20 protein-coding genes are annotated in these 22,073 nt (G+C 37.1%); 14 read left to right on the plus strand and 6 right to left on the minus strand.

Annotated elements, in window-relative coordinates; translation table 11 throughout:
• Window positions 1-42 precede the first annotated feature (42 nt).
• Together KO505_RS07570 and KO505_RS07575 are read left to right on the plus strand one after the other, a co-directional pair.
• Window positions 43-501 carry an Lrp/AsnC family transcriptional regulator gene (locus KO505_RS07570; protein ID WP_216054842.1) on the plus strand — a complete coding sequence of 153 codons (459 nt, stop codon included), beginning with the start codon at window positions 43-45 and terminating at the stop codon, window positions 499-501.
• Between the two features lie 153 nt (window positions 502-654).
• Window positions 655-2,175, plus strand: a complete 1,521-nt coding sequence (locus tag KO505_RS07575; RefSeq protein ID WP_216054843.1) for an aminotransferase class V-fold PLP-dependent enzyme — start codon at window positions 655-657, stop codon at window positions 2,173-2,175.
• A 73-nt stretch (window positions 2,176-2,248) separates the two neighbouring features.
• Here the strand turns inward: KO505_RS07575 and KO505_RS07580 are convergent, their stop codons facing one another.
• The 3 genes from KO505_RS07580 to KO505_RS07590 form a co-directional block, all read right to left on the minus strand.
• Entirely contained in the window at window positions 2,249-2,863 is a 615-nt protein-coding gene (locus tag KO505_RS07580; RefSeq protein ID WP_216054844.1) for an FKBP-type peptidyl-prolyl cis-trans isomerase, read from the minus strand.
• A 169-nt stretch (window positions 2,864-3,032) separates the two neighbouring features.
• On the minus strand, window positions 3,033-3,839 hold the full coding sequence (locus tag KO505_RS07585; RefSeq protein ID WP_216054845.1) for a response regulator: 807 nt from the start codon (window positions 3,837-3,839) through the stop codon (window positions 3,033-3,035).
• Window positions 3,840-3,863: 24 nt separating this feature from the next.
• Entirely contained in the window at window positions 3,864-4,208 is a 345-nt protein-coding gene (locus KO505_RS07590) for a stress response translation initiation inhibitor YciH (RefSeq protein WP_216054846.1), read from the minus strand.
• 194 nt (window positions 4,209-4,402) lie between these two features.
• Between KO505_RS07590 and KO505_RS07595 the strand changes: the two genes are divergently transcribed.
• The 4 genes from KO505_RS07595 to KO505_RS07610 all read left to right on the plus strand — a co-directional run bounded on the left by KO505_RS07595 (window position 4,403) and on the right by KO505_RS07610 (window position 8,468).
• Entirely contained in the window at window positions 4,403-4,708 is a 306-nt protein-coding gene (locus KO505_RS07595; protein ID WP_216054847.1) for an STAS domain-containing protein, read from the plus strand.
• A 1-nt stretch (window position 4,709) separates the two neighbouring features.
• The gene (locus KO505_RS07600) at window positions 4,710-6,383 is read left to right on the plus strand and encodes a fused response regulator/phosphatase (RefSeq protein ID WP_256447635.1); all 1,674 of its coding nucleotides are present in this window, start codon (window positions 4,710-4,712) and stop codon (window positions 6,381-6,383) included.
• 235 nt (window positions 6,384-6,618) lie between these two features.
• On the plus strand, window positions 6,619-7,257 hold the full coding sequence (locus tag KO505_RS07605; protein WP_216054848.1) for a GAF domain-containing protein: 639 nt from the start codon (window positions 6,619-6,621) through the stop codon (window positions 7,255-7,257).
• 17 nt (window positions 7,258-7,274) lie between these two features.
• Window positions 7,275-8,468, plus strand: a complete 1,194-nt coding sequence (locus KO505_RS07610) for an amino acid aminotransferase (RefSeq protein ID WP_216054849.1) — start codon at window positions 7,275-7,277, stop codon at window positions 8,466-8,468.
• Between the two features lie 76 nt (window positions 8,469-8,544).
• Here the strand turns inward: KO505_RS07610 and KO505_RS07615 are convergent, their stop codons facing one another.
• Window positions 8,545-9,900 carry a Na+/H+ antiporter NhaC family protein gene (locus tag KO505_RS07615; protein ID WP_216054850.1) on the minus strand — a complete coding sequence of 452 codons (1,356 nt, stop codon included), beginning with the start codon at window positions 9,898-9,900 and terminating at the stop codon, window positions 8,545-8,547.
• Between the two features lie 92 nt (window positions 9,901-9,992).
• On the minus strand, window positions 9,993-11,009 hold the full coding sequence (gene hemH, locus KO505_RS07620) for a ferrochelatase (RefSeq protein ID WP_216054851.1): 1,017 nt from the start codon (window positions 11,007-11,009) through the stop codon (window positions 9,993-9,995).
• 63 nt (window positions 11,010-11,072) lie between these two features.
• On the opposite strand from hemH, the gene KO505_RS07625 reads away from it, so the two are divergent.
• Complete coding sequence (locus tag KO505_RS07625; RefSeq protein ID WP_216054852.1) at window positions 11,073-12,101, plus strand: DUF3530 family protein; 1,029 nt, start codon at window positions 11,073-11,075, stop codon at window positions 12,099-12,101.
• Window positions 12,102-12,143: 42 nt separating this feature from the next.
• Here KO505_RS07625 and djlA read toward each other — a convergent pair whose 3' ends face one another.
• Window positions 12,144-13,031 (minus strand): co-chaperone DjlA, encoded by an 888-nt coding sequence (gene djlA / locus KO505_RS07630; protein WP_216054853.1) that lies wholly within the window; start codon window positions 13,029-13,031, stop codon window positions 12,144-12,146.
• Window positions 13,032-13,260: 229 nt separating this feature from the next.
• On the opposite strand from djlA, the gene KO505_RS07635 reads away from it, so the two are divergent.
• The 7 genes from KO505_RS07635 to KO505_RS07665 all read left to right on the plus strand — a co-directional run bounded on the left by KO505_RS07635 (window position 13,261) and on the right by KO505_RS07665 (window position 22,065).
• Entirely contained in the window at window positions 13,261-15,549 is a 2,289-nt protein-coding gene (locus KO505_RS07635; protein WP_216054854.1) for an LPS-assembly protein LptD, read from the plus strand.
• Between the two features lie 20 nt (window positions 15,550-15,569).
• Window positions 15,570-16,859: a peptidylprolyl isomerase SurA gene (gene surA / locus KO505_RS07640; RefSeq protein WP_216054855.1), complete on the plus strand. Its 1,290-nt coding sequence runs from the start codon at window positions 15,570-15,572 to the stop codon at window positions 16,857-16,859.
• Window position 16,860: 1 nt separating this feature from the next.
• Window positions 16,861-17,859: a 4-hydroxythreonine-4-phosphate dehydrogenase PdxA gene (gene pdxA / locus KO505_RS07645; RefSeq protein ID WP_216054856.1), complete on the plus strand. Its 999-nt coding sequence runs from the start codon at window positions 16,861-16,863 to the stop codon at window positions 17,857-17,859.
• Window positions 17,856-18,707: a 16S rRNA (adenine(1518)-N(6)/adenine(1519)-N(6))-dimethyltransferase RsmA gene (gene rsmA / locus KO505_RS07650; protein ID WP_216054857.1), complete on the plus strand. Its 852-nt coding sequence runs from the start codon at window positions 17,856-17,858 to the stop codon at window positions 18,705-18,707. Before pdxA ends, rsmA begins: the two co-directional genes overlap by 4 nt.
• Window positions 18,708-18,709: 2 nt before the next feature.
• Entirely contained in the window at window positions 18,710-19,075 is a 366-nt protein-coding gene (gene apaG, locus KO505_RS07655; RefSeq protein ID WP_216054858.1) for a Co2+/Mg2+ efflux protein ApaG, read from the plus strand.
• 8 nt (window positions 19,076-19,083) lie between these two features.
• A complete protein-coding gene (locus KO505_RS07660; protein WP_216054859.1) occupies window positions 19,084-19,893 on the plus strand; it encodes a symmetrical bis(5'-nucleosyl)-tetraphosphatase in 810 nt (269 codons plus the stop codon).
• Window positions 19,894-20,049: 156 nt separating this feature from the next.
• Window positions 20,050-22,065 (plus strand): methyl-accepting chemotaxis protein, encoded by a 2,016-nt coding sequence (locus tag KO505_RS07665; RefSeq protein ID WP_216054860.1) that lies wholly within the window; start codon window positions 20,050-20,052, stop codon window positions 22,063-22,065.
• Window positions 22,066-22,073: the final 8 nt, after the last annotated feature.

Consider the following 22,073-nt stretch of genomic DNA (forward strand, 5'->3'; position numbering starts at 1 on the left):
TTAATTAGATAAAATTCTCAATATACATCTAAGAGGCGATATATGGACAATTTTGATAAACACATTCTGTCACTCCTGCAACAAAACAGTTCATTATCTTTAGCCGAGATCTCAGAGAAAGTAGGCTTAAGCCAAACCCCTTGCTGGCGACGCATCCAACAATTAGAAAAGAGTGGTGTTATTCGTAAACGCGTTGCACTTTTAGACTCTGACAAACTCAACGTCGGTTTAACGGTTTTTGTAAATCTAAAAACCAACCAACATAACCCAGACTGGTTAAACTCAGTAAATACATTTGCCAATAACTCCCCTGAAGTCACCGAATTTTATCGCATGAGTGGTGACACTGATTATTTGTTAAAAGTATTAGTCCCTGATATGAAAGCCTATGACGAATTTTATAAACGTTTAATTGGCCAAGCTGGGTTTTCTGATGTCAGTTCAAGCTTTTCAATGGAACAAATGAAATATTCGACTGAAGTACCATTATCATACTGCTGATTCTACAAAATAAAAACATTTTGAATTTATTAACTAACTAATATCATTTTTTTAGTTATATTTTTTAATATACTATAAAAACAGACAAAATCAGAAAAAACATTTTTTCATATTTCGACATAATATCTCCATTACATTCTTCAGAGAGTCATTATGTTAGAACAATATTTTTCTCCTTTTCGTAAGCACATTATCGGTCAGTCATTAACTCATACTATCAATGGGACTGAACAAGATATTATTTATGCTGACTGGACGGCCAGCGGCCGCTTATATCGCCCTATTGAAGATTACCTAACTAATACATTAGGTCCCTTTGTTGCCAATACTCATACTGAAACTAATTTAACTGGTAGCACTATGACTCAGGCTTACCATGATGCTCAACATGTTATAAAAAAACATGTTAATGCCAGCGATGATGACGCCTTAATTTGTGCAGGTTCGGGCATGACAACCGTGGTTAATAAACTACAAAGAATGCTTGGTTTAAGAATACCAGAACAGTTTCAAACCCAATGTGATTTACCCGATACTCAAAAGCCCGTGGTATTTATTACGCACATGGAACATCACTCTAACCAAACTACTTGGAATGCCTGTAATGTAACTGTCGTTGTGATCAATAAAGGTGTAAACGGCAAACCTTGTGCAAATGATCTACAACAAAAATTAATAGAATATGCTGACAGACCTATGAAGATAGGTTCATTCACAGCTTGTAGTAACGTCACAGGTATTAAAACCGACTATCATGCGTTGGCTAAAATTATGCACCAACATGGCGGCATTTGTTTTGTCGACTTTGCTTGTTCTGCGCCTTATGTTGATATTGATATGCACCCTGCTGATCCGGAAGAAAAGTTAGATGCGATATTTTTCTCACCGCATAAGTTTTTAGGCGGCCCAGCAAGTTCAGGTGTTTTAGTATTTGATAAGACCTTATACGCGAATAAGGTACCTGATCAGCCTGGTGGCGGCACAGTAACTTGGACAAACCCTTGGGGTGAACAAGGCTTCTTTGATGATATAGAAACCCGAGAAGATGGTGGCACACCAGGTTTCTTACAAACGATTAAAGTAGCATTAGCTATAAAAGTAAAAGACCAAATGGGTACTGACAATATTCAACAACGAGAAACGGAATTAACGCAAATCTTAATGTCAGGCGTAAATAATATTGACGGAGTTGAAGTGTTAGAAAAAGACGTTACCGAACGTCTGTGCATTGTGTCTTTTTATGTCCCTAACTTACATTACAATTTAATTGTTAGGTTATTGAACGACAAATTTGGTGTTCAGTCCCGTGGAGGTTGCAGTTGTGCAGGCACATATGGCCATATTCTTTTAAATGTAGATAAAGACATGTCGGGTTCAATAACCAATAAAATTGATAATGGGGATTTAACCGATAAGCCAGGCTGGGTAAGACTATCCTTGCATCCAACCACCACCAATGCTGAAGCACAATATGTCGTTAATTCACTAAGACAAGTGGTTGAAAACGCAAATTCTTGGTCTAAAGAATATCAATTTGATTTATTATCGGGTGACTTTAAACCAATTAATCAAACAACTCAGTTTGTGACCTTGCAAGACTTTAATCCTCTAGAAGAGACAACCAATACTCAAACATCATCACATAAGTCTTGGTGGCAAAAATTAGTTGGTTAACCGTTACCTTAATAAATTAATATGCAGACATAAAAAAAGGAGCTTTAAGCTCCTTTTTTACATCTTTAAAAAATTAAAGAATTTCTAATAATTCAACATCAAATACTAATGTTTGGAATGGACCAATTGCGCCACCAGCACCTTGCTCACCGTATGCTAATTGGTAAGGAATAGCTAAACGCCATTTTGAACCAACAGTCATCATTTGTAATGCTTCAGTCCAACCAGCAATAACGCCACCAACTGGGAATTCAGCAGGTTGACCACGATCGTAAGAGCTGTCAAAAACAGTCCCATCAATCAAAGTGCCATGGTAATGCGTTCTTACAGTACTTGCTGCTGTAGGTTTTTCGCCTTCACCAGTTGTAAGTACTTCATATTGTAGACCTGATTCTGTAACCGTTACTTCATCACGTTTTGCATTTTCATCTAAAAACTTTTGGCCTTCAGCTGAAGCTTCTTTTGCTTGTTCAGCTTGTTGTGCTTGCATTCTCTCGTTGATAACACCAAATGCGGCACGAAGGTCTTCAACTTCTACTGCATATTCGTTACCGTTTAATGCATCCATTACACCTTGTGCAACTGCATTAGCATCTAAACCTTCAAAAGGGTTGCTGGCAACTTGGTCGCCGATTTGACGGCCAATACCGTAACTTGCTTGTTGTTCAACAGTAGTAAACTGAGACATATAATCACTCACTCTTCATTTTGATGGGATAAAAAAATAAAGGCGCGATGTTATCATAGATGAATATAAATTTGGTGGCTTTTTACTGCGGATACTTAGGGATGGCAAAAAACAAATATATAAAAACAGGCATCAAAGCGCCTGTTTTTTTTATTATCGATATTTATGTTTAATCCTCTTCGCCTTCGAACAAGCGGAATAATATCCGTCTAACATTTTCTGGTTCAAATGGCTTATCACACATAGCATTCACACCAGACTGCTCAATGTTTGATAAATGGGCTTCATTAGCTTCTGAACTCACCATTAAAACAGGTATATGAGATTGCTCACTTTCTTTACGAATATACTCAGTCAATTCTTGACCGTTCACTTCAGGCATATTGTAATCAGTTACAACCAAGTCAAACATGTTGTCTTTAATAATAGAGATAGCTTCTGCACCATCGGCCGCTTCGGTAATACGCTCTATCCCTAAACTACGTAACACTCGAGAAACAAAGTTACGTGCCATTTTACTATCATCAACCACTAAAACACGTATCGAGTGAACATCAAAAAAGTTTAATTCGAGTTCATTGGCCGTTAATAAATCTAACGTTGAGTTAATCGCTTTAGCTAAATGATCGTGGTTAAATGGTTTTGGTAATATTGCCACCACACCCGATTGCCTGAACTCTTCCAATTGTTCTTTTCTATGTTCACTAGAAACAAGCATAAAAGGAACATCTTCGGTCATGGGATCATTTTTTAATAATTTAACTAAATCCAAAGCAGTGCCGTCAGTAAAATGCATTGCACTAGCGACTAAGTCAGGTGCACTTAACTTAATTGATGCAAGTGCACTTTCTATATTATTGGCTAATTGAATGTGAGTAATATTTTCAGTTTTTAATAAATTAACAATAATTTTTTGTTGCGTCGTTGAAGGTTCAACTAACAAAATGGATAAATCCGCAGGAGTCAATTCTGACATTCATTTATTCTCTATAAAATTGGCTTAACCGCCAGCTAATTTACAAACGTAGCCTAATGATTCAAGCACGCTTTTTACTCTTTCGCGATCATCTCCCTGGATCTCAATAGTGTTATCTTTTACCGCTCCACCAGTGCCACATTTCTTTTTAATGGTTTGGGCCATTTTTTTAAATTCGCTTTCAGGTAATACAATACCTTCGATAATAATGACGCCTTTACCTTTACGCCCTTTCGTTTGCCTAGTCAACTTAACAACACCATCTTTAAGGCTTTCCCCTAGTATTACAGGGCCTTTGGGCTTGTTATCAACTTTACCACCATCAGTAGAATATACTAGAGTACTCAATTTATCTTGCCAATCAGACATCACTAACTTCTCGATTACTTAACACAATACAAATTTATCATAATCAAACACCACATTTATAGAATTCTGTTTAAAAACGGTAATTTAAACTGGATTTTTTATCATTCCAGAAGTAGGCTTTGTTCATTAAATAATACATAATAGATTAGCTCTAGTGTAATTTTATACTATAGAAGCTAATTAGGAGCCAGTGAATGAGTCTATCTACCTCTACGTCTGCAGACGGACAAATAGTTACCATTGAAATTAAAGGTAAGTTTGATTTCAATTTTGTGCAAGATTTTAGAAGTGCGTACTCCTCTATTGAAGGTGCGATTGATGTTATAGTTGTTGATCTTCGCGAAACCGAATACATGGATAGTTCAGCTTTAGGTATGTTATTAAACATGCAAAAAAGCATGACAGGACGAGTAAACAAAATAAAAATAGCAAACTGCAAACCACAAATTAAAAAAATCTTACAAATTTCACGATTTGATAAAAAGTTCGATATAGATTGATTTGAAAACACATTTAAAAGTTCTTGTCGTTGATGATCAAGAGATAAACCGTAAGCTTTTACATCATATGTTAAATCACGATGGATTTGATGTTGTATTAGCCAGCGACGGTTTACAAGCGATAGAACTTTACAAAACTGAACAACCAGACCTCGTTTTATTAGATGTTGTCATGCCCAATTTAGATGGGTATGAAACGGCTCCCATTTTAAAAGAACTTGCCGGTGAAGTTTATTTACCCATCATATTTATAACGGCTTTAGAAGATCAAGATAGTCTTTCTAGGTGTTTAGATGTTGGGGGTGATGACTTTCTAAGCAAACCCTTTGACCGGGTTATTTTACAAGCAAAAATCAAAGCGCACTCTCGAATTCGTGATTTAAGCCAAAAAACGTTTGAGCAGAAAAAAGAACTCGACTTTTATCGTCTTAAAACAGAACGAGAACATCAAATAGTTGAGCATATATTTGACCGTGCACTTGAAGGTAATTATCAAGTACCGCATTTATTAGAATACCACCTATCACCTGCATCCATGTTTAATGGCGACCTAATGTTAGTTGCATTAGGGCCGACCGGAAACCTGTATATTATGATGGGAGACTTTACCGGGCATGGTCTTGCTGCAGCGATAGGGACTTTACCAGTATCGCGTGCTTTCTATTCTATGGTACAGAAAGGATTAGCGGTTGGTGATATTGCCATTGAAGTTAATGAGATTTTATTAAAATTATTACCTGACGATATGTTTTGCGCTGCCAGTATTATCGAACTGCACAATAATGGAAAAAGTTTGTCTGTTTGGGCTGGCGGTACGCCAGACATGTACCTTGTCAATGATAGAAATGGTCAATTAATGACAATACATTCGCAACATATGGCACTGGGCATATTGGATAATCAAGAGTTTGACTCAGATCTATTAAACTTTTCCGTCCATAAACATCAAAGACTGATCATGTTTACTGATGGTGTCGTTGAAATTACAGACGAAAACGAGCAAATGTTTGGTTATGAACGTTTAACAAATTTGTTAACTTCTCCAGATTATCGTGAATTGCCTCTAATAATAGAAGAGTTATATGATTTTTCCGCTGGTGTGGAGCAAGATGATGATATTTCAATTTTATCGTTACGCTGTGCTGAAGTGAACTCTAGCTTGGAACAAGTTGAAAACAGCTACTCAAACCTCCCCCATCATTTCAACTTAGTGTTAAACGCTAACAGTATTAAAACATCAGACCCGGTATTAGAAGTCATTGACATGATCACCCACATAAAAGGGGCTGAAGAACATAGATCAACCTTATTTTTAATTCTATCAGAAGCCTACAATAATGCGCTTGAACATGGATTATTGGATTTATCATCGAGTATAAAAGACAGTGAAGATGGATTTGTTGATTACTATTTACAAAGAGATTACAAACTTAATGAATTAAATTCAGGAAGTATCACCATCGACGTAAAATATATTCCTCAAGAAACCATGCTCTATTTAACCATTACAGATAGCGGTAAAGGTTTTGATGTAACTAGAAAAACGTCTGACTTAGATAATTATGAAAAACATGGCCGTGGTTTTTTAATCTTAAATGAACTGGCCGCTTCTGTTCAATATAATGACAAAGGCAATCAAATGAAAATAGGTTACCAACTTAACGTTTCAGATTAAATAAACGATCCCCCCTTCCTCTGCTTGCTGATTACGACCTCTTTTTTATCAACGCCAATCCAAAATTTAGTCATGCTCGAGAGCAATATAATCAAGTTTATCGGCAAACCATCTAGCAACTTACATTTTAGGTTCACTGTTTGATAAAAACTTAGATAAATATTGAAATAAAGTATTTACATCTTAAACAAATAACAATAGCATCAAGGACGTTTAGACGGCTAGAGGTGTAAAATTGAAACTTACCAATAAACTTTATGATGAACTTTCAACTTGGTGTACAGAAAAACAGCCAAAAGTTCGTTACCAATTCCAAGTTCCTTTATTAGGGGAAGGCGGCACATGCTCATTATTTGGTGAGTTAGACCCTGTTGAATTTGATTTAACCTCAACGCTTACCGAACAAGAACTAGCGCTATTACCCTTATTACAAAATATCACCGATTGGGTTGCGCATAATTGCGAAGTTGACTGGTTTGGTATCTATTTGAGTAGAACACAAACCAATGGTGAAAAGGTATTAACCAAAATGAGTTATTTTGGTAACCCTAGTCGAGCAGAATTTCCATTAAATGAAGAATTTTCCACATTGAGTAATAACGCCTACGTGGGTTTACATGGTGATAAACGCACCATAAACAACGTTGAGCAATACCGCCAAAATGGTGGTGAATATTATACTTGTGATCCTAAAGTAAAGAGTGAGTTATGCTGGCCAATTATTTCTAATAAAAATAATACAAGCATTCACCCACAACCAAAAATACTTGGTATCATAGACGCAGAATGTTTTGAAAATGACCGTTTTGACGAAAAGACACAAGCGCTATTTGAAGCTGTTTGTCTGTTTTTGTCTGAAAACCTAACTAACTAAAATGAAGAGACAATTTCATGTTTAATCAATTACAGCCAGTACCTACCGATCCAATATTGGGCTTGATGACTGAGTATAAAGCCGACAACAACCCTAAAAAAGTCGATTTAAGTGTTGGTGTTTATAAAAATGAACAAGGTGATACACCAGTATTGGCTGCAGTTAAAAAAGCGGAAGAATACAGACTTAATAACGAACAATCTAAAGCCTATTTAGGTATGGCTGGTGATGTTCGTTTTAATGAAGTGATGACCAATTTATTATTTGGTGAACATGATGTTGTTAAGTCTGGACGTGTAAAAACGGCACAAACACCTGGCGGCACTGGCTCTTTACGAGTTGCAGCTGAATTTATTGCACGTTGTAATCCAACTGCAAAAGTTTGGGTAACTAACCCAACTTGGGCTAATCATATTAGTATCTTTAATGCTGCAGGTTTACAAGTTGAAGAATTCCCTTATTTTGACTTTGACACTATGGGCCTGAAATTTGACCAAACGGTTGAGACGTTAAGCAAAGTACCTGCTGGCGATATCGTTTTATTACACGCCTGTTGCCACAACCCGAGTGGTATGGATTTGAACCTTGAACAATGGCAAACCGTTGCAGATATCGCTAAACAACAAGGTTTTACCATTTTAATCGACTCTGCCTATCAAGGTTTTGGAGAAGGATTAAATGAAGATGCGGCGGGTCTGCGTTTATTAGCATCTCAAGTAGAAGAAATGATTGTGTGTTCTTCATGTTCTAAAAACTTTGGTTTATATCGTGATCGTATTGGTGCTATTAGTATTATTGGTACTGACCCGGCAAAAACTGAGATTGCGTTTAGCGTTGCATTAGGCGTTATCCGCGCGATTTACTCTATGCCTCCTGCACATGGTGCCGATATAGTCGCAACCATATTAAGCAGCCAAGAGTTAACCTCTTTATGGCATCAAGAGTTAGATGAAATGCGCACTCGCATTAACGGCTTACGTAGTTTTGTTGTTGATAAATTTAAAGAGAAAGGTGTACCAGGTAACTTTGACTTTATTGCAAAGCAAAATGGTATGTTCTCATTCTTAGGAATAGATAAAGAATCGATAGCGACTCTGAAGAAAGATTACAGCATCTATATTGTTGGTTCTAGCCGTGTTAACGTTGCTGGTGTAAACGACAGTAATGCAGATTACCTTGCAGACGCCTTAGCAAAAGTACTTAATAAATAAGACTTCTGTCATCTCAGAACATTAAAAAAGCCGCTAAGCGGCTTTTTTAGTATTTACAGATTATAAATCTGTTACGTTACGACTTTCGTAACTTCACTACCACAATAGAAACGACCGCTAATATCATGCAATACCAAACATTAGCTACTACATCTAACGGTGAAATACCAAAAGTGGCTGCCGCTAACAATGCTTGTGCTCCGTAAGGCACTAAACCTTGAGCGATACAACTAAAAACATCCAATAAACTCGCGCTGCGTTTCGGCTCTATATTGCCTTCTTGAGCCAATTGTTTTGCAGTATCACCGGTAACAATAATGGCCACGGTATTATTGGCTACCGCTAAATTTGTTGTAAAGGCCAAACTAGCTATTGCAACTTGATTAGTTGAAGATGACGATTTTTTACTAAATACGTGCACAAGCTGATTAATTTTTCCGACTAAATAACCTAACCCACCTTGTCGTTTCATTAATTCACTTAACCCACCAATTAACATACTTAATAAAAATATTTCCTGCATATTACTAAAGCCTGTGAAAATATCTTTGCCAACTAAGGACAATTGATAATCACCGAGTAAAGACCCTGTCAGTGCTGACAGTACAGTACCTAACAGTAAAACGAGAAATACATTTACCCCCATTACAGCCAAGATAATAACTAACAAATATGGTAAACCTAACCAAATGTTAGAGACCTCTAACGAAGAGATTTCAGCTGGGTTATTAAATCCAATGAACGCATAAAGCGCTATACAAATTAATGCGGCAGGAATTGCAAAGATAAGATTTTCATAGAATTTATCTTTTAATTCAGCGCCCTGAGTTTTGGTAGAAGCTATTGTGGTATCTGAGATTAAACTTAAGTTATCACCAAATATGGCACCGCCTACGACAGCACCAGCAATGATGGCAGGATCAATGGAAACATTACCGACAATCCCAACCGCAATCGGTGCTATTGCACCTATCGTTCCCATTGAGGTTCCCATTGCTGTCGCAATAAGTGCAGAAATTAAAAATAATCCCGCGATAACTAAAGGTGCAGGGATAAATTGCAAACCTAAGTTGACCATAACATCCACCCCGCCTGTTGCTTGCGCAACCGAAGAAAATGCACCCGCTAAAAGGTAAATCAAACACATTGTGATGACTTTATCATTGCCCATACCTTCGATTAAGGTGGTTAGACTGTTTTCAAGTTTGATGGGTCTACTGGCAAGGTATTTATCTAAACATAAGGCTAAGATAATGGCAGGAATAATGGCAACAGGTGCAGGCAGTTGGTAGAAAGCAAATTCAACGCCTTGTATATGTAACCAAACCCCGGTTCCTAAAAAAATAAGTACAAATAACAGCAAAGGCAAAATAGCTAAGCCGGAAGAATTAGGATGAGTTAACTCATCAAAACCATTGGTTGATTCGCTCACAACAGTACAGCTCCAAATAAATAAAGTTGGAATGTAACACAAAGCCTTATGAACATCTAGACGTCTAAATAAACATATGTGTTAATTGGGTATTACCAGCCTTGTGTATTCTCTTCAATCAGCTTACACATCATATCAACATGGCTATCGTCGTCATTTAGACACTCAATGTATTCAAACTTTTGACCACCGGCTTCAATAAAGTACTCTTTATTTTCTTCAGCGATCTCTTCTAACGTTTCCAAACAATCCACTGCAAAACCAGGGCAAATAACTTGCATAGACGAAGTGCCTTTTGCTGCTTCCGCTTTTAAGGTGGCTTCTGTATATGGTTGGATCCATTGTGCTTTGCCAAAACGAGATTGAAACGTGGTCAATATTTGATCGCTAGACAATTCTAACTGCTCAGCAACTAATCGTGCCGTTTTAAAACACTCACAAGCGTATGGGTCACCTTTATCCCAGTTCCTTTGTGGAATACCATGGAACGACAACATTAATTTTTCCGCTTTACCATTCACTTCCCAATGGTGTTTCACTTTATCAACGAGTGCTTTTATATAATTGTCATTGTCATGATAATGGCTAACAAAACGAATGTCAGGTATACGTCGCTGTTGTTGGTAATATTGGCCAACAACGTCAAAAATAGATGCGGTCGTTGTCGCTGAGTATTGAGGGTATAAAGGGATAACTAAAAGTTTATTGACCCCTTGCTCTTCCATTAGCTTAAGTTTTTCAACCATATTATCTGAACCATAGCGCATGGCGTAATCCACAATAACCTGATCACTTTTCTGTGATAATTTTTGCGCGACTTTATTGGTTAGGTTTTTGGTGTTAATTAATAAAGGTGAGCCACTTTTTTGCCATATAGATTGATAAGCGGCAGCCGATCGTTTACTACGAAATGGCAAGATGATTAAGTTTAAAATAAACCACCAAATCACTTTAGGGATCTCAACGACTCGTGAATCAGATAAAAACTCTTTTAAATACACTCTTACTGCGGCGGGGGTTGGCTCGGTAGGTGTGCCTAAATTCACTAATAATACACCGGTTTTCATAGGCTTTTTATGGTCGAAGTTTGTACTGTCAGGAGTTTTCATAACGTTGCTTTTATACCTAGGTTTACGCAAAAAATAAGAAATAGCGTGTGAATTGTTTCAGTTATGGCAATAGTTGCCGATAATAAAGATATTCTTTTTAATCCACCAGAGTTTTATATGAAACGTCATATTCTGCTGATGTTGATCTGCTTAAGCGTAAAGTACGCTTTTGCCAGCTCGGTGGATCACACTGCGCCAATAAGTCTCAGTGCACTTCAAGCTATAGACATTAGGCATTATGTTCAAGATCAAGAGATAAATATTTTATCGCTTGATGATCATGACTATTTAACTTTAGAAAAAGAAGAAACCACAGGTTTTCCCCGTGGTATCGCATTTATCGTTCCTGAGATAAATCAACCAATCACCCAACAACCTGCAATAAAGATGTTATACGACAACTTAACGGAATACGGCTGGCGCAGTTTATTATTAACTATGCCCAACTTAGAACAAAACAATGGGAGTTTACATGACGTACAAAAAGCAGATACTGAAGAGTCACCAAGTGCGCCTGATGTCAGTCAATCACCAGAGACAAGTTCAACCCTTCCAGAAGAGCCCGGACAAGAAATGGCAGCTTCAAATGATAGTCAAACAACTACAGAACCAAACCTTAATATAAAGGCCTTTCATCAAGAAGATATATATTCGGAAGTCGAGAATACTAAAATTGAACAGGAAATTTTAAAACGTGTCGAAACCGCATGGCAATACGCTGAACAATTTCCAGGTTATTTTATTTTTATCTGCCAAGGTAAAAGTTGCGCTTGGTTAACCAGCTTATTTCAACAACAGAAGTTAATGCAGCCTGATGCATTGGTTATGTTAAGTGCACACATGCCTCAATCCAATTTAAATAGGCAATTTGCGCAACAACTGAGTGAAACGGAATTTCCAGTATTAGAGTTATTCAAGCCAATGGATAACCAGTGGGTGACGAGTGCGATTCACTATCGTAAGAAATTAGCCAGAAAAAACTACAAAACCGATTACCGACAACGAAAACTGAATAGTCATGTTGCCTTTGGTGATTCAAACTTAAGGACAGTTAAAGAAATATATGGATTTCTTACCGCCGTTGGCATGTAACCTTAAACCGACAACTCTTTTCTAATTTACAGTCAAAACTGATTAGAATTTACGTGCTTTTTTAATAATCTCGTATGCCGATTGAATATCTTGTGTTTTTTGTTTTGCCACTTCCATCATTTCTGGTGGTAAACCTTTTGCAACTAACTTATCTGGATGGTTTTGCGACATTAACCGTTTGTAAGCTCGTTTAATTTCTTTCGTGGTTTCGTTCTCAGAAATACCCAATAAAGCATATGCGTCTGCCACACTTGGCGAACTAATATCTCGTGTATTATTTTGGCGTTGACGATCGCCGCTATCGCTACTACTGCTATTCGATCTTCGGCGTTCATATTTTCTATTTTTTTGCTGCTGGTCTTTTTTATAGTTTTGAAATCTAAGCTCCGCTTCCCACATCACAATCAATTGCCCTAAATGACGTTTAGTGAAACCTAATTGCTTGGCGATGTTGAGTAGCAACTCATATTCCGCGGGTTCTAAGATTGAATCTGAATAGGCAGTTTGAATTTGAATTTCGATAAAGAACTGACATAAGTCTTGGCGTTTACCAAAGTATTGTTTAAATAAATTGATTTTTTTCTTGATTGGAAAACCTAATGACTTCCCTTCCCTAAATGCCTCTTTAGCTTCAGCGACTTGTTCTTTAGACAAGCCCATATGTGTCATAAACTCATTCGCAGTTTGAATATGTTCAGGTGTTACATTGCCACTCGCTTTAGCGACATGCCCCATAACGGAGAACGTGGTGTAAAAGAAGATAGCCTGCTTGGAGTCGCCACTTGATAACCATTGCTCTACATTTTGTTTATTCGCAAAGCGTTTAACCGCACTATCAAACAAGTGTCCTAGATATAAGCCGATTAAAGCACCCACAATGTTTCTTAATAATAAGAAACCAAAAAAAGCCCCTACAATTTTACCCGTCAAAACTACTCACTTTGTTGACTTTAAATATTCACCAATCAATATGGGTTCAAATTCAAAAGTTTCAATTTAGATTAATTACAAAAGTATCAATAAATAAGCCCTGAAATACATTAAATTGCAGAGCGCGCGTAGTATAGCGCAAAAAAATCAGATAGAATTCCATGGTTAACTAAATCGTAAAAATTAAACTTTATTTTGTTGTTCCACATCTTGAATTTTAGGGGTTAAATTGTCGTCTACTCGTTTCGCAAATATGTTATCTAAATTAACCTTTGCCCTACCACGACAATCTATTTTTATTGTTGCTTCTTTCCTATCAGTAAACTCTCATGTTAACGCTGAACCGGTTTGTGAAGTAAAACCTATCAAATCACCTAAAAAATCAACCATTGATGACTTTATTCATAAACCAGACGAAGTCATTGTTACCAGCGAAAGTGCCGATTTGATTAGAGGTAACTACACTGAGTTTAATGGTAATGTCACCATATTCCAGCAAGAACAAACCATTCAAGCCGACAATGCCATTTATGATGAATTATCAAACCAATTTAGAGCAACTGGCAATATTAAATTAGTGGCCGATGCAGCAACGGTCATCGGCTTATCCATTTTTCTAGATGAAGAAAATCAAGATTTAGAACTGTTAGGCGCTGACTACCAATTTGGTTTTAATGCTGGAAGAGGTCAAGCCGAAGTATTTTCAATTGAAAGCAGTAATGAACTTGAATTAAAAGGGGCGACGTTTACCACTTGCCCTGGTGATGATCCTAGTTGGTTATTCTCGGCCGATGAAATCCAAATCGACCAAGAAAAAGGCTGGGGCGAAGCATGGAATACCGTTTTTAAAATCGCTGACGTGCCAATTATTTACGTTCCGTATATCACCTTTCCAATCTCAGATAAAAGAAAAACAGGGTTGTTATTCCCAGAGGTGGGTAACTCGACACGATACGGTAGTTATATCGCCCAACCTATCTATTTTAATTTAGCTGACAATTATGATCTCACATTAACGCCTAAATACATGTCAGATCGAGGGTTATTATTCCAGTCTAATTTCCGCCATATAAACCATAACTCTGACAATATTTTACAATTAGAATATTTAAATGAAGACAAGTCAGAAGTTGACTTAGGAGCTAGGCATCTCGCGTATTGGCAACACGAATCAAATTGGCAAGATAAATGGAATGTTCAATTACAATGGACTGACTTAAGCGATGATAATTTTATCAGTGAATTCACGAGTGATTACCATCATCAAGCGGACACCCATTTAAATAATTTTGTTATGTTAAATTACTATGGCGAACACACAAACGTGTCTTTGTTATCTCAAGATATGTATGAACTTGGCCCTCATATACAATCCTATCGACTGCCAATCCAAATGACAGTCGACTGGAGTGCAAGTGACACGGCTGATCCGGTTAAGTTGTTAATTAACAGTCAATACAGCTTGTTTGAAAATGAATACAGAGAAATTGATGAAGTTCAACGTTTACATTTAGCGCCTGAAATAACCTATCAGTTTAATACCCCAGCATTTCAGTTATTAGCCAGTGGCAGTTACTTATCAACTTTATACAAGCAAAGTAACAGTACATTACAGCAAGAACAGGAATTAACGCGAAATTTAGCAAAAGCTCGAATTTTGGCTGGTATTAGTCTAGAAAAAGAAACCACCTACTTTAAACAAGATGTACGTCAAACGCTGGAACCTAAGATTCAATATTTATATGTAGAAGATGTCGACCAAAGTAATATTGGTTTATATGATTCTCAGTTATTAAAAGAAGATTATTTTTCTTTGTTCAGAGATAATAATTACTCAGGTATAGATAACATATCCGCAGCAAATCAAGCAACGATTGGATTTAGTACCAGTATCTTTGATAAATCCAATAAAGAGTTGTTTCGTTTTGGTCTAGGTCAGGTATATAAATTTAATAAAGATAAAGATGGAACTAATGATTCACTAACGAGCTCTAAGCCGGCAGTTGCGGTTGAGTGGTTTGGACAATTAACGGATAACTGGCAGTTAGACGGGGGTATTTTATATAATCAAGATACCCAAAATATTGATACCGGCTTTGTTTCTTTGGATTATTGGTTAGCAAAAGATAAAAACTTTCAGTTCAATCATAGATACGCCAAGGATGTCGCCGGGATAAAAATAAACCAAGCGGGCATCTTTGCAAGTTACCAAATTAATTCTACCTGGGCGGTGGCAACAAGCTATCACCAAGACTTAGAATCAGATACCAATATGGATGCCTTAGTAGGTTTTGAATATAGATCCTGCTGTTGGAGCATACAGTTAGCAGCCAAACGACAAATTGTTGTCGATTTAAATAACGACCAAATTGAGTCCGGTGCAGATGTCCAATACGACAACGGAATTAGTTTCAATTTTAAAATTAGTGGATTAGGCGGCGACTTATCGTCAAACATTGCAAATTTATTCTCAGAAAGTATTTTTGCCTACCGTCGCCCTTATTTAATAACAAATTAAAAAAATATAAGAGAAAAGTAATGATAAACAAATCAATTATAAGTCTAACTTTATTGTGCAGTCTGTTTGTCTCAGCCGCAATTCAAGCTGAACCCAAACCTATTGACCATGTCACTGTTATTGTAAATGACGGCGTTATATTAGAAGGTGAAATTCAAGCAATCATTGACGAAGTTAAAAGTACAGCGTTACTAAATAACCAATCTTTACCTTCAGATCGCGCCCTTAGAGCCCAGGCCGTTGACCGATTAATTTTAAATAGCATACAAATGCAAATGGCTGAGCGTATGGGGATTCAAGTGAGTGATGCTCACCTTGATTCGGTTTTACAAAACATCGCCCAAAGCCAAAATATTAGCGTAGAACAAATGCGCCAAGAGATAGTAAAAAGTGGTGAGAGTTATGAACGTTATCGTGAAAAATTAAGAGAAGAAGTCGCGCTTAATGAAGTTCGTCGAGGTAATGTTCACAGACGCGTTAATATCTCATTACAAGAAGTGACTACGTTAATTGGTTTAATGGATGAAAACTCTAGTAAAGAAGAATATCAAATTGGTCACATACTCGTATCAGTTCCAAGTAAAGCTGCACAATCTGAAGTCGATGCAAAAAAAGACATTGCTGACAAAGTTATCTCACTATTAAAAGATGGCAGCGACTTTAAAAAAGTAGCAATCGCGTCATCATCAGGTGCTAAAGCGTTAGAAGGTGGTGACTGGGGTTATATGGGGATTAATGAAATGCCTTCGTTATTCTCAGAAAGTGTTCGTGGCAAGAAGACCGGTGATTTAATTGGTCCACTTCGTTCTGGCGCGGGTTTCCACATTGTTAAAATCTTAGATATCCGTGGACGTCAAACTGTTGAAGTAAAAGAAGTATTAGCCCGTCATATCTTAATAACGCCTTCAATTATCTTAAGCGAAGAAAAAGCTAAAAACATGCTAAATAAATTCTTAGCGCAAGTTGAAGATGGTTCAGCTGATTTTGGTAAATTAGCAAAACAACATTCTGAAGACCCAGGTTCAGCGTTAAAAAATGGTGAATTAGGTTGGGCAAACCCTGATATTTATGCCCCTAAGTTTAAAGAAGTTTTAGCAAATTTAAAGGTAGGTGAATACAGTAAACCTTTTCGTACTCAGTTTGGTTGGCACGTAGTGCAACTAATGGAAGAAAGAACAGCTGATGCAACAGAGAAAAGTAAACAAGATCAAGCTTATCAAATTTTATATAAACGTAAATTTGCGGAAGAAACAGAAAACTGGTTAAGAGAAATTCGTGACCAAGCCTTTATTGAAGTAATTGCGGAATAATATGCTTAGTAGAATAGCCATCACACCGGGCGAACCAGGCGGTATAGGCCCTGATATAACAATTCAAGTTGCCCAATTAGAATGGGATACACAACTTATTGTTGTGGCGGATAAAGAGATGATGCGTGAACGAGCAAGAAAGCTTGGTTTGCCGTTAACTCTGGTTGACTTTGATGCAGACAGTCCAGTCATTAAACATGTCCCGGGACAACTCTTTATTGCCCATGAGCCACTGAGTGAAACGGCCGTTGCAGGCGAACTAAATGAAGCCAATGGCCACTATGTTGTTGAGACATTAAGAATTGCCAGTCAAGGTAACATGGATAACATTTATGATGCGGTGGTCACAGGGCCGGTTCATAAAGGCATTATTAATCAATCAGGTGTTCCTTTTAGCGGACATACTGAGTTTTTTGCCACGCACTCAAATACCTCTGATGTTGTGATGTTATTAGCAACTGAAGGATTACGTGTCGCTCTAGTTACGACACATATTCCTTTGCAATATGTGTCAAAAGCAATTACGCCAGAACGATTACATAAAGTCACTAGTATTTTGCATAGTGAACTACAAGTTAAGTTTGGTATTAAAAACCCAGCAATTTTTGTCTGTGGTTTAAATCCACATGCTGGTGAAGGTGGCCACCTTGGCCGTGAAGAAATCGAGGTGATAGAGCCGACATTAGAGATCTTGAGAAATCAAGGCATGAACCTGATTGGCCCTTTACCTGCTGACACCTTATTCCAAGAAAAATACTTACAAGATGCAGATGCCGTTTTAGCTATGTATCACGATCAAGGTTTGCCTGTATTAAAATATAAGGGATTTGGTAACGCAGTAAATATCACCTTAGGCTTACCTTATATCAGAACGTCTGTCGATCATGGTACCGCTTTAGATCTAGCGGGAACTGGTAACGCAGATACTGGCAGCATGAAAGTTGCCATTACACATGCTATTAAAATGGCAAATGAAAAATTAGCGAGAACCTCTAAATGAGCAAACATAGACCATCAAAAAAAGTGACCAATGTAAAAAAAGGGGTTCATTTAGGGCATAAGGCAAAAAAAAGGTTTGGTCAAAACTTCCTTAATGATGCCGACATCATTGACCGTATTGTTCGTGCTATCAACCCAAAAGTAGGTGATAAGTTACTAGAAATTGGTCCTGGCTTAGGCGCTATCACAGAACCAGTAGCTGAATTAACCGATGTATTAAATGTGGTTGAATTAGACCGTGAATTAGCACACCGATTAAAAACGCACCCATTTTACGGCAGCAAATTAAATATCTTTGAAGGCGATGCGTTACAGTTTGACTTTAATGAAATTATCAAACCAGGTGAAAAGTTTAAAATTTTTGGTAATTTACCGTATAACATCTCTACACCTCTGTTATTCCACCTTTATAACTATTTAGATAGTATTGAGAACATGCACTTTATGTTGCAAAAAGAAGTGGTTAATCGAATGTGTGCAGCACCAAATAGTAAAGCATTTGGTCGTCTTAGTGTTATGACACAATATTACTGTAAAACCATACCCGTTACTGAAGTACCACCAAGTGCATTTATTCCACCACCTAAAGTGGATTCAGCGGTTATTCGTTTAATTCCAAAGCCACATGAAGAACGTAATCAAGTGAACCCAGCAACACTTAATACCGTTTGTTTAGAAGCGTTTAACCAACGAAGAAAGACCTTAAGAAACAGTTTAAGCAATATTATTAGCCAAGAAGTAATGGTTGAATTAGGTATAGATCCGAACTTACGTGCTGAAAACTTAACGTTATTGCAATTCATTGAGCTCGCTCAGTGGTTGGACAAAAATAAAGATAAAAAAGACTAATAATGACAATTAATATTCAAGTACAAACTAAATATATTGAAGAGCAATCTGATGAAAACAATCATCGTTTTGTGTTTGCATACACTGTCACTATTTCTAACGAAGGTGATGCTGTATCACAATTGTTAAATCGTTATTGGTTGATCACCGATGCAAACGGCAAGAAGATAGAAGTGCAAGGTGCCGGTGTGGTTGGTGAACAACCTCATATAAAACCTGGCGAAAGTTATACCTATACAAGTGGCTGCATTATAGAGACCCCAGTTGGTACAATGGAAGGTTATTATGAAATGATTGACAGTGCTAAAAATAAACATAAAGCTTCTATCCCTGTATTTCGCCTTTGTGTTCCTAACATGGTGCACTAAGGGTTACCGTGGCAAATTATTTTATCGGTGATTTACAAGGCTGTTTTAACGGATTACAACAAGCCTTGGCCACCGTAGAATTCAACACAAGTAAAGATACACTTTGGTTAACAGGCGACCTTATAGCCAGAGGAAAACAGTCACTCGAAACACTCGATTATTTATTTAGTCACCAAGACTGTGTAAAAACCGTTTTGGGTAATCACGACTTACACTTTTTATCGGTCGCAAATAAATTAAAAAAAGAAAATCCTAAAGACTTATTATCCCCTCTTTTAAACAGTCCAAAACTGCCTAAGTATATTGATTGGTTAAGAGAACAACCTTTATTATTACCTTTACCAGATAATTCTGGCTACCTGAGTCATGCGGGACTTGCCCCTGATTGGCAAGTAGAAGATGCTATATATTGGTCGCAGCAAATACATGACATTCTATTGTCCTCCAACTATGTTGATTTCCTCCCTTCTATGTACGGAAAAAAACCAACCAAATGGGATAATAACTTAACTGACACCGATAAATTAAAATACAGCATAAATGCATTTACCCGTATGCGATTTTGTACTCAAAACGGTGATTTAGAATTTAATTCTAAACACTCACCAAACGAATTAACCGATAAAAATTTGTTACCTTGGTTTGAGTACGACAATAAAAGGTTTAAACAAAACAAATGGTTATTTGGACACTGGGCGTCATTGATGGGGGTAACCAACAATAAAAATGTTATTGCATTAGATACCGGTTTTGTCTGGGGACAATACTTAACGGTATATAATTTGGACAAAAACACTTATATTCAAATTCCAGCATAGAATAACTAAATTGCTAAAAATCATGTTATATACTTGGTCTAAAGCACAAATTGATGATTACATGTTAGAATTCTTAATTAATCCCTAAATGTATTTCTTTTATTGCCGATAGCTAATTCAAAGAAATATAAAAAAATATACGATATAGGAGCTACTATGAATTTAACCATTGCTATGAGAGTAATTGGCGGATTTGCAATCACGTCCACCTTACTGTTATTCCTTGGCATAAACTCGGTTAATGTATTAAATGGTATCTCAGAGTCGACCACTCAGGTTAATCAAGTTTCTGTTCCTGCATTAGATACTAGTGCCAAGTTACAGCAAAAATTTATTGAAATGAGTAAAACGGCATTATTAGAATATTATGCCAGTGACTTTGAAACTATCGAATCTTCAATCTCCACGTTTAGCGTTCAGTCTTCAGAGTTTGATACCGATTTTGCTCTACTAAGTGAAATTGTTTCTCAAGACGAATTACTTTATGAAGCACTACCTAGTGTTCAAATTAGTTACACGTCGTTTAGAGAAAAAGCCGATTTATTAGCTGAGTCTAAAGAATTAACATTAAAATTAGCTGATTCTGTCGTCACTGCATTTGACGATACTGAAATGGCGGCCGACGATGCGGCAACGTATATTTTGGATTTCATAGATTTAAACGACTTAAGTGAAACTAACCCAGCAGCTAGAGAACTAGCTTCTAAACTAGAAAGCAATATGGTTAGTGTGATTAGTGCCGTGACGGATATTAGGAAAGAGACTAAAAAATTAACCGTAAACGTCATTGTTAAGGAATTAGCTTATACCCAAGACAGTATTAAGGCGACAACTGGACAATTAAAAGCATTAGTTGGCAATGCCGATTTAGAAGGCTTTGATGACGTACTTGAGCAAATTGATATCGTTAACAATTTATTAACCGGTAGTAAATCAATTCAAAGCTTAAAAGTGGCTTGGTTAAACCAATTAGAAACAACAGATCGTTTATTAGAAGAAACTAACCTTGAAATTAAAAAAGGTTTAGAATCACTAGCGAGCTTAGCAAAAGTAGTAAAAGAGCAATTAGCCTTGATGAAAACTGAGCTTAGCGAAGATGTAAGTGATGGGGTATCACGCAGCTGGGTCGTTATGTTGTTCGCTGTTGTGGTTTCAATCTTTATTGCCTTTATTACCGTTATCCGAGTAACTCGTCCACTTTCTGAAGTTAATCGTGTATTAAACATCGTTTCTACTGGTGACTTAACCACTAAATTGGATGAGTCTGGTACCGATGAATTTGGTACGTTAGCTAAAAACTGTAATACCTTAATTGACAATCTAAGAGACTTAATTAACGGTATAGTTAACCGTTCAAATCAATTGGCTACCGCTGCTGAACAAACATCCATGGTAGTGAAAGAGTCAACTATTGCTATTAATGATCAACGTTCTCAAGTAGAACAAGCCGCAACCGCAACGTCTGAAATGGCCAGTACATCTGAGTCAGTAATGGAACGTGCGAACGAAGCATTGGCAGATATCAAACACGCTGATGAAGAAGCTGAAAAAGTTAAACGTATCTCTGACACTAATAAACAAACCATCTTGACCTTAGCAAGTGAAATTGAGCAAGCTTCAGGTGTTATTAACGAAGTTAACCAACACAGTGCGGCTATCGGTGGCATATTAGACGTTATTCGTGGCGTAGCTGACCAAACTAACTTATTAGCACTTAATGCCGCTATTGAAGCTGCACGTGCTGGTGAGCATGGTCGAGGATTCGCTGTCGTTGCAGATGAAGTCCGTTCATTAGCGAGTAAAACTCAGCAATCAACAGAAGAAATTCAAAGCATGATTGAACAGTTGCAAAATGGTTCAACTTCAGCGGTTGCTGTAATGAACAACAGTAAATCACAAGCTGAGAGATGTGTAGAACAATCTGAACAAGCAACAATTGCCTTAGATGGCATTACAGACTCTGTACACCAAGCCAATGATATGAGTGAACAAATCGTATCGGCAGCAAGAGAACAGAATCAAGTTAGTTCAGAAATTAGTGAACGTTTAGAGTCGATTGTTACCATTGCGGAACAAACAGCCGCCGGTGCAAATCAAACTGAAATGTCTTCACAAGAAGTCGCAAAACTCGCTGAAGAATTAAGACAGTCGGTTGACCAATTTAGGTTATAAACGCTAAA

The organism is Psychrosphaera sp. F3M07 (assembly GCF_018860345.1).
Taxonomy (GTDB): Bacteria; Pseudomonadota; Gammaproteobacteria; order Enterobacterales; family Alteromonadaceae; genus Psychrosphaera; species Psychrosphaera aquimarina.